Here is an 11993-nt window from a genome sequence, read left to right on the forward strand (position 1 = left end):
TATGTTAAGGAAAAACCATGTTAATTTAAATTCTATGGTAGGATATATTTTAATTGCCATAGTAACGATTATTCCTTTGATATCAAAATCTTATTTGTTTAGTATTATAGTTTGGATTCGTGAAGCCATTAACTCAGGAGATAGTGGGAACCTAGTATTGGCTTCGGCTTCAACAAATACTTTTTTTACTATATATAATATATTACTATATATAAGTATATTGCTTATTATAGGACAGATGAAAGTATTAAGATCATATAGCGATGTCAAAAAACGAGTTGTACTTATTTTATTGTACTTATTTGTAAAGGCTATACTTCATAGATGGCTGATGTTGCCATGGGAACCTTTGACTGACTTTATAGCACTATCCTTGATTACATTGTTAATGGGAATTTCAAAGGAACAAATGGTTTTCACATCTAATATAATCGTTAGTGTTCAGGTATTTTTTGCTATGCAATGGATTAATATTATGCCTGCTTTATCAAATTTTAGAATTGGAATCAATGATATTTCAGTGAGCATCAAGATTGTTGCCCTTTATTTAGAAAGTGAATCCATACTCAATACAGTTGGGATTGCATTCCTAATTCCACTTCTATTTTCTTCGACGATGACGGCGTTATTATATAGATTTCATCATAGAAATATTGTTATTGTTGAAGAAAATTATCAGAAGGCCAGAGCACTGGAGAGCATGCAGGCTAAAGTTATGGAAAATAGAATTTATCAAGAAATTAATGCCTTAGCTCACGACCTTAAAACTCCACTTGTTACAATAAGGGGATTGAACTCTTTACTTCTATTATCGAAGGATTTAGAGAAGCTATCTACCTACAACGAAAGAATTGAAAGTGCTGTAGAAAAGATGAGTGAGATGATTTCTAGCTTCCTTTATGGGAACTCGAGACAAGTTTTAGATATACCAGTGTTAATTAACTATATACGATCACAGATACCAATTGAAGATGAATCTTTAAAATTTACTATTGAATATAAGGAATCCCTTCCACCGATTATTGTAAATAAGATTAGGGTTTCAAGGGCTATAATAAACTTAATAGAAAATGCAATTATAGCAAAACGTACAGAGGCAGAAAAAAGGATATTAATAAAGCTAGAAAGAGACGAGTCTAATATCATCTTTAAGATTATAGATAACGGCATTGGTATTCCTATAAATGAGTTAGAGAATATTTGGAAAATCGGTCATTCAACAAATAACACCTCAGGGTTAGGTCTACCATTTGCTAAACAGATTATTGAGGAGAACAACGGAACTATAAGTTTAGAAAGTGAATACGGTATAGGTACGACGGTAATCGTTAAGCTACCCATTGCAAATGAAGAAAATAGGGGGGAAGAATAGTGGCGGATACAGTAAAAATAGTTGTTATTGATGATGAAGAAGACATATTGTTTACCCTAAAAGAAATATGTGATTTCTGTGGCTATGAGGCATATACTGCAAATAGTGGTGAGGAAGGAATAGAACTAGTTAAACAAGTTAACCCTAAACTAGTTATTGTAGATTATCATATGCCAGGGCTAAACGGTTTAACGACCGTAAAAAAGCTTAAAAGCATAAAGCCTGAACTGGCAATACTTGTGTTAACCGTAGATGAGAGACAGGAAATATCAGATAAGTTTATGGCTGTTGGAGCAACAGACTTTGCAATTAAGCCAATTAAGGCTCCAGACCTAATCGCAAGGATCAAAGTGAATTTGCATATATACGATGTTCAACAAGAGCTTAATACAAAGAGAGAGAGAATATATTTAGATAAAGGGATTAGTACAGCCACATTAGATCTGATCAAAAATTTTATAAAGTCACAGGAGAAGGAAGTAACCATAAGCGATATCACCAAGGGTGTTAATTTAGCGTATCAAACGGTACATAGATATGTGCAATATATGCTAGAACAAGAAGAACTTGAAATAGTCCATATCTATGGAAGTTTGGGTAGACCAAAGAATAGATATAAACTAAAGGTTTAAAGCAAAGGTATTGAGGAAGAGAAGAAACAGAAAAACTATATCAACTGATAAGAATAGTACAACCCTATGAAGGAATAGGATGAATTGAGGGAAAAGTTGTTCTCTCTCACTGTATTTTCAAAGAACTATTCAATGGAAATAATATCGGGAGATATGGTATGAAACTATTTGTTCAATTATGGAAAAAGAGTGGATTTCTTTTGCTATTGTTTATTATAATAGCTGGTTTTTACAATAAAAGTATCGCAATTCTGGCGGTAATCTGTATGTTAGGACCGATAGTATTAGCATCATTGGGACATGGTAGATTATGGTGTAAGAATATATGTCCAAGAGGGAATCTCTATGACAATGTGATATGTAAATTTGGCGAAAAGAAAACAAATCCCAGATGTATTAAGTCAATTATATTTAGAATAGTAATTATTGTATTTGTATTTACTATGTTTGGAATTGGAATAAGAAAACATTGGGGAGACCTTGAAGCAATGGGTGGAGTCTTCCATAGAATGATTATAGGGACTACGGTAATTGGTATAGTGCTATCTTTTTTCTTTAACCATAGAACTTGGTGCTGTCTTTGCCCCATTGGAAGTATTGCTTGTTTTATTTCTAAAACAAAAAGACGTAAAAGATGAAAATATTTATTATATAGAACTCCGTTGATTAAAGAATTGGTCGGTAAAACCTACTCTATATTATCAAATGGAGTTTTTTTGCTCTCGAATTCAGTGGAATAGAAATTATTATCGAATATTACGGATTCGAATACTATTTTTTTAAGAGCTTATGTAAATTTTTCCCAAATAAGATATAATAAAAAATATAGAATTTAGATATAAGGTATTATGGGAAGGAGGAACGCATATGCCATGGTGTCCAAAATGCAAAGCCGAATTCAGGGAAGGAATAGAAATATGCAGTGATTGTAAGACTGAACTTGTAGATGAATTGGAAGAAGAGAAAATAGACTATGATGAAGAGGTATTCTTAATATCTGTTTCAGGGGAAATTGAAGCAAATGGTATAGAAGCATTGTTGAAGACGTATGATATTCCTGTATTAAGAAAACACAGAGATGCGGGAGGATATTTAAATATATATATGGGCATGTCAAATACTGGTATTGATTTGTTTGTTCCTTCAAGGGTTTTAGATGAGGCAAAGGAGATAATTGAAAATAAACAGGAAGAGATATTAGTAGCAGATGAAAGTATTAATAGCTTTGATGAGAAATATCAGAGAAAGAGACGTATGAGAACATGGGCTATTTTGCTATTTCTTGCATCTGGAATACTTTTTATGGCTGTAATGAATCTTTATGAATTAGTGAAGTTGATAAAAACATGGATGGGGTTTTAAAGATTTCCTTTGAAAGTCACAGCATACTTTCTATTTTTCTGAATAATGTTAAATAGAAAGGAGTGATGCATATGGCAGGACTAACTCAAGATCAATTAATAGACATATTAAATAGGGTTAATGAGACAGAACAAATAAGAAAGAGAGATTTGCACGAAGCAATAGCCGTGGCAATTACAGAAAACAATAAGAAATTGCTCCAGGATATTCAGGCGGGAAATAGCGCTGAAATTCAATCAGTTTTGGATAGGAGTACAGGAGCAATTTATGATACTATAGAAAGAAATAGAGCTGAAACACAACAGATAATGCAACAGCATTTAGAAGAGTACCATTGATAAGATTTTTAAGAGTCCATTACTAACACTGGACTCTTATTTATATGGAACTCTTAGTAAAACTTTTAATTAGTCAACTTCAACTTCATGACTATGAATTTCTTTAATTTTCGCCTCAATTTTATTTAGATTAAAATCTGCTTCTTCCTTTATACTCTTTCTAAGCATAGGTCCGATATGTTCTATATCATCGAGAATATCATGCAATAGCTCTAAAGCTGCTGTAGCTTCCATCACTTCCCTTGGAGTTTTAACTATATTTGCTAGAATAGAAGTTTCGGTTCGAGAGGCCACTAAGGGCGTGCTGATTCCATCAACATAAACGTATGTACGTCTACCAGGACCACGGTTCTCCTCAATAGGATCTAAAGCAACAATCTTATCAGAACGCACAAACTTTCCATAGCCTAGTGGAATAATAGCATTTTCTCTTATTTCCATAATACACACCATCCTTTTAGATGCTATTTTTAGTCTGAGATTAGGCTCGTAGATATCGAATGCAAAGCGTCATAAAACTTGAATTGTTAAGATTTACTTGGAATTCTCTGTATGACTGTATAGAGATGTCATTTTATAAATATTTTATTCAGGAGATAGAGGATTATACTCAGGAAATAAAAATAATTTTATGAAAAAGAAATACAAGGTAAAATGCACACATTTGATTGATGTCATACGTAGTATGTTATAAGAAGGACAAAGATATAAGATGGTGGTGGATAAGAGAAAATGGTATATGTCTTGGTATTTTTGTTGGGATTTATTACCTGTTACCTATTGATTATAAGTTTTGGTACAAAACAACAATTTAAAGTTTCAAAACGAACCTCTCAGTATTTATATAGGTTAAGATTAGGATGGATAAGATTTAAATATCGAATTAGACGATAAAGAATCCACTTTCTAAATGTTAAAAAAAGTTAATATTTTCTTAATAATTTGGTAAGTTTGAGTTAACCTTTTATAGTTAATATATAATTATAAAATAACAGAGAAAATATTATGGGAAAATGAGTGGAGGGGAAACCATGATTAGTTATTCCTGTATAATACTATCAGAGGTTAGGAGATACAAGGGTCCGATAGAGGAGCCCATTTAATAAAATAATATCTATTTAATCCCATAGACAATCTTGTTTAACGAGATTGTTTTTTTATGTGAAAGTGAAGCCGATGCAAAATGAAATTTACTATGCTTTGAATGTTTATTACGAATTATTAACATATGATATAATATTGATAGCAAAATAATAAAAATTGTTACTACTTTCAAATATAGAGACTTAAGTAGAACTATTAATTTATACATATCAAAACTCCCAGAAACATCAAGTATTTTGATATGTATAAATTAAGTTCTGTTATATGAACTCTATATAACTGTCCATTTACTTAGGGGGATCATAATGTCAGAAAAAAAGATTCTAGTTGTAGATGATGAAATAGAAATATGTGAGTTGATAAGAGATTATTTGAAACGAGAAGGATTTGATGTGATTTTAGCCTATGATGGGGAACAGGGGTTAAAATATTATCGACAATACAAGCCATTACTAATGATATTAGATGTAATGCTTCCTAAATTAGATGGTATGGAAGTTTGTCGAATTGTAAGGGCTGAGTCATCAATTCCAATAATAATGCTTAGTGCTAAAAAAAGTGATGTTGATAAAATACTTGGGTTAGGATTAGGGGCGGATGATTATATCAGCAAACCTTTTAGTACAAGAGAGCTGGTAGCTAGGGTAAAGGCAAATATTAGAAGATATACAATGTTATCTTCTAGTCAAGAGTCTAATGATCATCTTCTTAGATATGATAGCCTGGAGATAGACAAGAAAGGTTATAATGTTTATATTAATGGCGAAAAGGTTGATTTGGCTGCAAAGGAATTTGAGGTCTTACTACTTTTAGCCCTTCATCCTCATCAAGTTTTTACACGTGAGCAAATTTTTGAGAGAATATGGGGATATAATGAATTTGGAGATATAAGTACAATAACTGTCCATATCAGAAAAATTCGAGAGAAAATAGAGAAAAATCCTTCCAGTCCTAACTACATTAAAACTGTTTGGGGTGTAGGATATAAATTTACAGGTGGTGAATAATGAGATTTGGTATTAGAATAAAACTATTCATTTCATTTACCATTGTTATTGTACTACCATTAATTCTGACTGGATTACTACTTTATTACTCAACTACACAGCTTCAAAATGATCCCAGAATAAGGGAACTAGAAAAGGTTAAGCTTGGGAGACATGAAATTGTTGATATAATTGAAGATAATTATTCGATGATCAGTGAGAGTGATAAGTTATATAAAATCATAAGGCCGTTATTAGAGAAGTACCAACTGAACGTAGAGATCCAGGATGTAGATGGTTATACATTACTTGATTCAAAGAATTTTAAGGACAGCTCAAAAGGCAATTCTAAAGATAAAAAAGCAGATACAAATGAGAAAACAATAAAAAATAAGACGGTACTCAATGTATTCCACAACAATAAGGTGATCTTAAAAGTAATATTTTATCAATATAAAAGCAATGAATCTATAGAAGAGAAGGCAAAGTTCTATAACTTGTTAACATACGGATTAGGAGGAATATGTTTAATAGTTCTTGTAATAATATTTACTTGGTATATGTCTGGGACAATATTGAAGCCATTGAAAGAACTTAATAAAGCTACGGAGAACATTTCTAAAGGGAACTTAGAGTATCAAATTCAGTATAAGAATAACGATGAAATAGGAAAGTTTTGTATTGCATTTGATACTATGAGAGAAAAATTAAAGGAATCCCTTGAAAAGCAAGTAGAGTATGAAAAATCCCGTAGAGAACTAATAGCAAGTATATCCCATGATCTTAGAACGCCAATTACCTCTATCAAAGGATATGTTGATGGTTTAGACGAGGGGATTGCTTCAGATAAAGAGATGTTTCAAAGATATATATCAGTGATTAAAGATAAGACACAAAAATTAGATCACTTAATAGATGATCTTTTCCAATATTCTAAGATGGAGTCCGGACAACTTGACATGAATATTCGATGTATAAATAGTATGGAGTTTTTTGAAGAAGTCTTTGGAAATTTAGAAATTGAATTCAAAGATAGTCCTATTGACGTTGTGATACAACGACCAATACCTATGGTTGAGATGAATATAGATTACTATAGAATAAACCAAATTATTGATAATCTTATACAAAATGCTAAAAGATATGTAGATGAAAAAGGAAGAATTGTAGTTGGGGTAAATCTTAAAGATAATAAATTAGAGGTTTTTGTAAAAGATAATGGACAAGGGATTTCAAAGAAGGACTTACCATATATCTTTGAAAAGTTCTATCGAGGAGAAAAGTCTAGATCCAGAGAATACGGAGGATCAGGATTAGGACTATCCATATGTAAATATATTATTGAAGCTCACAATGGGAGCATATGGGCCAATAGTGGGGAAGGAGAAGGAACTATATTTTATTTTTCTTTACCTATAGATATAGACAATAATAAGGAGAAACTCTATCAAGGGGAGAATGCTGAATGTCAAGAATAGAGAAAAAGCTTATTAGTGGCATAAACAGAGTATATATTATAGAATACTTTATATCAATTTGCAGTTCCTATGATAATCAGGGGAATTTTAAGGGGGCTAATTGGGAAGTTGAAGTTGCTAAAGAGGAGTACAGAAAATTAGGTAGTATTGAACTTCCTAGTACACAAATCGTATTTCGTGCCAATGAAGATTTAGTTAACCAGATGGTTGATAGGTTTCGTATAAAGTTCCTGTCTGCTGGAGGTTAAAAATAGCAGCTTAGCTTAAAATAGAAATATTGAAAGGTAATAAATTCGAAAAAGAGGACGTACTATGATTAATATTGATTGGAAACCTATTAAGAATTCTTCAAAGCCTATATATAAACAAATAGTAAACTATTTTAAAAAGAAGATTAGTAGTGGTGAATGGCCAGTAGATTCTGTGATACCGACACAACGTGAGTTGGCGCAAATCTTCGAGGTAAATAGGAGCACCATTGTTTCTGCATTAGATGAGTTGAAGGCGGAGGGAATATTGGAGGGAAGAGGGAAGGGTGGAACTAAGATAGTTAGCCAATTTTTACCTTATATATCAAATATTCAACCTAACTGGCATTCATATATAGAAGAAGGAATCCATATACCAAATTTTAAGACTATAAAACAGATTAATAATTTAGAACTTCAAAATAATTATATTAGATTAAGTACAGGAGAGGCTTCACCGGATCTATTTCCAAAGGAAAAGATGGCAATAATCTTAAATGAAGTATCGAAAGATATAAAAAACCTAGGGTATGAAAGCCCTAATGGAATGCTATATCTCAGAGAACAAATCAGCAAATACTTAAAGCCTTATGGGATAAATGCTTCAACATCATCAATCCTTATTGTATCAGGTGCCCTACAGGCCATTCAATTAATTTCCATAGGATTATTACAACCTGGAGCCACAGTTTTCTTAGAAAAGCCCTCGTATATGTATTCTCTTAAGATTTTTCAATCAATGGGAATGAGAAGATGTGGTATACCTATGGATAATGAGGGAATTAAGGCTAGTTTGATTCCTGGATATAAGAAAAAGAACAGGCCTTCAATACTTTATACAATACCTAATTTTCAAAATCCATCGGGAAATGTTTTATCCCTTAATAGGCGGAAGGAACTTGTAGAGATATGCCAGAAAGAGAAGTTACCAGTTATTGAAGACGATGTTTATAGAGAACTCTGGATTGATAATCCTCCTCCAAGACCTCTAAAAAGTATGGATAATAGCGGATTAGTCCTATACGTAGGAAGCGTATCCAAAACTTTGAGCCCAGGGTTAAGGATTGGGTGGATTGTAGGACCACAGCCCGTTATTGAACGTCTTGCTGATATAAAAATGCAAACTGATTATGGATCTAGTTCTTTGTCTCAGATAACAGTAGCCAAGTGGATGGAAACAGGATTATATCAAGAACACCTAGAGTATATTAGAAAACAGTTGTATATAAGAAGGATGGTAACAATTGAAGCGTTAGAGAAATATTATTCAGATATAGCTACATGGAATGTTCCTAGTGGAGGATATTATATATGGCTTTCTTTAATAGATCCCTTAAATATGCACAGGCTTTTCGATGAAGCATGTAAAATAGGGATACTAATGTATCCAGGATATATATATGATTCAGTTCCTAATCAAAACTTAAGGATATCCTACTCATATGCTTCTATTGAAGATTTGGAAAAGGGACTATATAAGTTATCGCAGTTAATAAGAAAACTAAAACAATCATAACAAGATATTGTTGATTTGAAACAACCATAATATGATATATGGTTGTTTCTTTGATTTTTGGTTGGTTAGTTAATATTTAATATGGATGGAGATATTTAGTTATTAATTTTTTATAATAAAATAAATAACTTTACATTATGATGGCATGTCAGCTAATGAAAGATCGATTAAATAGGAATAAAGAGAAAAGGGTTTTTCATATAATTTTATGAAAGACTAACTAACCTATGGAGTTAACAAAGGGGGAAATGCCATGGTTCAAAACATTAACAGGAGTGAGCTTAGTCAAATAAGCAAAGGGAAAAGTTCTAAATATCCAGTCTTACAGATTGACTTAAAAAAAGTACATGAAAATGTAAAGTATATGGTTGATCTATGCAATTCTAACGGCATTAGTATTGCCGGTGTTGTAAAAGGATTCAACGGCCTACCTAAGGTTGTAGAACAGTTTATTGATGCAGGATGTAAATATATTGCAGACTCTAGAATGGATCAAATAGCTAGATTGAAGGAATATGGTATGAAATTACCGGCTATGCTGGTTCGGATTCCAATGTTTAGTGAAATTGAAGAACTAGTAAAGTATGTGGATATTAGCTTGAACTCTGAATTTGATACTTTATATAGAATTGAGCAAGAATGTATTTCACAAAATAAAAACCATAAAGTCATACTAATGTTTGATCTTGGAGATCTGCGTGAAGGAATTATTGATGAAGAGGAGTTTGTTGAACTAGCTTTATATGTGGAAAATTCCCTTAAAAAAGTAGAACTATATGGAATCGGCACAAACCTAGGCTGTTATGGTGCTATAAAGCCTACAGAAAAAAACCTTAGTAAACTATGTTTTTTAGCTGAAAAAATAGAGAAGAAGATCAATAGGAGACTAGATATAATTTCTGGAGGTGCAACATCATCTATTCCACTATTATTAGATGGTAAGATGCCTAAAAAAATAAACAACTTGAGAATAGGAGAAGCAATAATTTTAGCTAGAGACTTAGTTGATTATTGGGGTTATGACATGCATGGCATGAATCAAGATACATTTATCTTAAAGGCCCAGGTCGTGGAGTTAAAGGATAAACCATCCCATCCAATAGGCGAAATGTTTATTGATGCCTTTGGAAATAGACCTACTTTCACAGATAGAGGGATACGGAAAAGAGCCATACTAGCTATTGGAAAACAGGATTTTTCGTCTCATGATCAACTAGTTCCTTGCGTAAAGGGAATTGAAATTGTGGGAAGTAGCAGTGATCATCTAATAGTAGATGTTGAAGATTGCAAACAGGATATTAAGTTAGGTGATATTATAGATTTTCAGATGTTCTATCAACCTATGCTATACCTTAGTAGCTCTAGATCTGTAACAAAGACTTATCTATGAAGAAATTAATTGATAGTTTGAAAAAGAAAAAATACGCATATTTCTATTAATAAATGAATATCCTTTCCATATAGAGAAAATAGACAAGCTGTGGAAAGGGGCATAAAAATGAAAAGATTAGTTTGTAGAAAGTGCGGTAGTAGTTTTTTTAAGTTTAAGCAAGGCGATTCATCGGTTCAATGTTTCAAATGTAAAAATCCAATTATAATCAATAGTATAAGTGAAGAGGGTATCGATAAAGTGAAATATATATCCACTTCATGGAAAAATATTGCTGAATAAAGAAGTTACATAACTACTATTTTGAAAGGAATAGTGATTATGTAACTCAAGCTGTTTAAATATTTACTTAGACATTACTTCTGCTTTTAAGGTACCATCCTTTTCATATACAATAACAGTAGCTTCGTGTTCATTTTTCTTAACGGTTAACATATTGGGCTTATTGTCTAGAGTGGTTTCCCATCCATCCTCATGAAAGATTGCTTCATATTCATTTAGAAAATCATCAAATTTACTGTTTGTAACTGAGTATGTTGCTTTTGCTAATTCGCCCTCGGCTTGAGGCTCTTCAAATGTATCAAGTGTCATATTTTTATGTAATGGTAGATAGGGTAAGTTTTCACTATAAGTGATTCCTTTTCCACAAGCTGAAATGCTTAAGGCTATAGCCAGTATTAAAAACAATAAATATTTCTTTTTCATTTAAAAAACACCTCCGTTAATATAGTATTACCAGCATAATAGTATATTATAGACAAAAGAGGCGTTTTTTTGTTGTTTAGACAAAGATTATAATGAAAAGTTTGAGGAGAAAGTACAAGTAACTTCTATATTAAAGGTCTGAATAATGTAAAGTCATGCAGTGAAAATGAGAAATAGAAAATCTCCCAAAGTAAAAGAGCTATATATTATCTATAGAATCACATACTGTTTAGTCTGTGAGAAACGTTACGCTTATAGACAGAAGGGGTATAAAACCAAGAAACATCATATATAAATAAAGAAATTACATTAATATAATAATGTAATACTCCTACTTAATAATTATTGTATTATAAATTCATTATATTCATTGAGTATTGTATCGAGTTTTTGACTCGCTGCTATAACAAAGGGATCTAACAAATTCCCATTACATGCTTCAATTAAACACTCCAAGTTCCGTCTTGTTTCTTCTAATAAATTAACTTTGGTCCCCATTTTAATAACCTCCTACAAGTGTTAGTATTAATATAGTGATATTTGTAATGTAATGACAAAAAAAATAATATCATTGTTATATATTCCAGTCAATAGGAAGTTTTGTCAAAAAATGTTAAAGTGTGTTGGATTTTAGACCTAACTAGTTGTAATCCTTGATATATGGAAGATGCAACATATAGATTTTTTTATACTATATAGGAAATTATAAACCTTATAAATCTGTGGATAATTTTATAATTTCTGTTATGTAATTCAACAAAGTCTACTTTAAAAATCTTTATCAAAGGCTTTGTTCTAAAGTCTGTGTAGACTGCTATAATTGTTTATACCCCGGGAATTTAATGATAAAATAGGTATAACA

14 protein-coding genes are annotated in these 11993 nt (G+C 31.7%); 11 read left to right on the top strand and 3 right to left on the bottom strand.

Annotated elements, in window-relative coordinates:
* Nucleotide 1: 1 nt before the first annotated feature.
* The 5 genes from R9X47_RS26075 to R9X47_RS26095 all read left to right on the top strand — a co-directional run bounded on the left by R9X47_RS26075 (nt 2) and on the right by R9X47_RS26095 (nt 3704).
* Complete coding sequence (locus tag R9X47_RS26075; RefSeq protein ID WP_432664009.1) at nt 2-1372, top strand: sensor histidine kinase; 1371 nt, start codon at nt 2-4, stop codon at nt 1370-1372.
* Nucleotides 1372-2004, top strand: coding sequence for a response regulator (locus R9X47_RS26080; protein ID WP_432664010.1), 633 nt, complete (start codon nt 1372-1374; stop codon nt 2002-2004). The genes R9X47_RS26075 and R9X47_RS26080 overlap by 1 nt, the downstream gene beginning before the upstream one ends.
* Nucleotides 2005-2162: 158 nt before the next feature.
* Nucleotides 2163-2642: a 4Fe-4S binding protein gene (locus R9X47_RS26085; RefSeq protein ID WP_432664011.1), complete on the top strand. Its 480-nt coding sequence runs from the start codon at nt 2163-2165 to the stop codon at nt 2640-2642.
* A gap of 229 nt (nt 2643-2871) precedes the next feature.
* Nucleotides 2872-3366: a hypothetical protein gene (locus R9X47_RS26090; RefSeq protein WP_432664012.1), complete on the top strand. Its 495-nt coding sequence runs from the start codon at nt 2872-2874 to the stop codon at nt 3364-3366.
* A gap of 71 nt (nt 3367-3437) precedes the next feature.
* Nucleotides 3438-3704 (top strand): hypothetical protein, encoded by a 267-nt coding sequence (locus tag R9X47_RS26095; RefSeq protein WP_432664013.1) that lies wholly within the window; start codon nt 3438-3440, stop codon nt 3702-3704.
* A gap of 69 nt (nt 3705-3773) precedes the next feature.
* On the opposite strand, the gene R9X47_RS26100 is transcribed toward R9X47_RS26095, so the two are convergent.
* The gene (locus tag R9X47_RS26100; protein WP_432664014.1) at nt 3774-4145 is read right to left on the bottom strand and encodes a hypothetical protein; all 372 of its coding nucleotides are present in this window, start codon (nt 4143-4145) and stop codon (nt 3774-3776) included.
* A 968-nt stretch (nt 4146-5113) separates the two neighbouring features.
* Here R9X47_RS26100 and R9X47_RS26105 point away from each other — a divergent pair.
* From R9X47_RS26105 to R9X47_RS26130, 6 genes are all read left to right on the top strand, one after another.
* Nucleotides 5114-5815, top strand: a complete 702-nt coding sequence (locus R9X47_RS26105) for a winged helix-turn-helix domain-containing protein (protein ID WP_432664015.1) — start codon at nt 5114-5116, stop codon at nt 5813-5815.
* Entirely contained in the window at nt 5815-7272 is a 1458-nt protein-coding gene (locus R9X47_RS26110) for a HAMP domain-containing sensor histidine kinase (protein WP_432664016.1), read from the top strand. Before R9X47_RS26105 ends, R9X47_RS26110 begins: the two co-directional genes overlap by 1 nt.
* Nucleotides 7260-7520 (top strand): hypothetical protein, encoded by a 261-nt coding sequence (locus R9X47_RS26115; protein WP_432664017.1) that lies wholly within the window; start codon nt 7260-7262, stop codon nt 7518-7520. Before R9X47_RS26110 ends, R9X47_RS26115 begins: the two co-directional genes overlap by 13 nt.
* 64 nt (nt 7521-7584) lie before the next feature.
* Nucleotides 7585-9036 carry a PLP-dependent aminotransferase family protein gene (locus R9X47_RS26120; RefSeq protein ID WP_432664018.1) on the top strand — a complete coding sequence of 484 codons (1452 nt, stop codon included), beginning with the start codon at nt 7585-7587 and terminating at the stop codon, nt 9034-9036.
* Between the two features lie 253 nt (nt 9037-9289).
* The gene (locus R9X47_RS26125) at nt 9290-10426 is read left to right on the top strand and encodes an alanine racemase (protein ID WP_432664019.1); all 1137 of its coding nucleotides are present in this window, start codon (nt 9290-9292) and stop codon (nt 10424-10426) included.
* A 108-nt stretch (nt 10427-10534) separates the two neighbouring features.
* Complete coding sequence (locus tag R9X47_RS26130; RefSeq protein ID WP_432664020.1) at nt 10535-10708, top strand: hypothetical protein; 174 nt, start codon at nt 10535-10537, stop codon at nt 10706-10708.
* 63 nt (nt 10709-10771) lie between these two features.
* On the opposite strand, the gene R9X47_RS26135 is transcribed toward R9X47_RS26130, so the two are convergent.
* Together R9X47_RS26135 and R9X47_RS26140 are read right to left on the bottom strand one after the other, a co-directional pair.
* Entirely contained in the window at nt 10772-11131 is a 360-nt protein-coding gene (locus tag R9X47_RS26135; RefSeq protein ID WP_432664021.1) for a hypothetical protein, read from the bottom strand.
* A gap of 342 nt (nt 11132-11473) precedes the next feature.
* Entirely contained in the window at nt 11474-11629 is a 156-nt protein-coding gene (locus R9X47_RS26140; protein ID WP_432664022.1) for an aspartyl-phosphate phosphatase Spo0E family protein, read from the bottom strand.
* Between the last annotated feature and the right edge of the window lie 364 nt (nt 11630-11993).

This window comes from Wukongibacter baidiensis (assembly GCF_050888315.1).
Lineage (GTDB): Bacteria > Bacillota > Clostridia > Peptostreptococcales > Caminicellaceae > Wukongibacter > Wukongibacter baidiensis.

Coding starts and splice junctions, on each gene's coding strand:
- R9X47_RS26075 (WP_432664009.1), top strand. CDS start 2: ATGTTAAGGAAAAACCATGTTAATTTAAATTCTATGGTAGGATATATT.
- R9X47_RS26085 (WP_432664011.1), top strand. CDS start 2,163: ATGAAACTATTTGTTCAATTATGGAAAAAGAGTGGATTTCTTTTGCTA.
- R9X47_RS26090 (WP_432664012.1), top strand. CDS start 2,872: ATGCCATGGTGTCCAAAATGCAAAGCCGAATTCAGGGAAGGAATAGAA.
- R9X47_RS26095 (WP_432664013.1), top strand. CDS start 3,438: ATGGCAGGACTAACTCAAGATCAATTAATAGACATATTAAATAGGGTT.
- R9X47_RS26100 (WP_432664014.1), bottom strand. CDS start 4,145: ATGGAAATAAGAGAAAATGCTATTATTCCACTAGGCTATGGAAAGTTT.
- R9X47_RS26105 (WP_432664015.1), top strand. CDS start 5,114: ATGTCAGAAAAAAAGATTCTAGTTGTAGATGATGAAATAGAAATATGT.
- R9X47_RS26110 (WP_432664016.1), top strand. CDS start 5,815: ATGAGATTTGGTATTAGAATAAAACTATTCATTTCATTTACCATTGTT.
- R9X47_RS26115 (WP_432664017.1), top strand. CDS start 7,260: ATGTCAAGAATAGAGAAAAAGCTTATTAGTGGCATAAACAGAGTATAT.
- R9X47_RS26120 (WP_432664018.1), top strand. CDS start 7,585: ATGATTAATATTGATTGGAAACCTATTAAGAATTCTTCAAAGCCTATA.
- R9X47_RS26125 (WP_432664019.1), top strand. CDS start 9,290: ATGGTTCAAAACATTAACAGGAGTGAGCTTAGTCAAATAAGCAAAGGG.
- R9X47_RS26130 (WP_432664020.1), top strand. CDS start 10,535: ATGAAAAGATTAGTTTGTAGAAAGTGCGGTAGTAGTTTTTTTAAGTTT.
- R9X47_RS26135 (WP_432664021.1), bottom strand. CDS start 11,131: ATGAAAAAGAAATATTTATTGTTTTTAATACTGGCTATAGCCTTAAGC.
- R9X47_RS26140 (WP_432664022.1), bottom strand. CDS start 11,629: ATGGGGACCAAAGTTAATTTATTAGAAGAAACAAGACGGAACTTGGAG.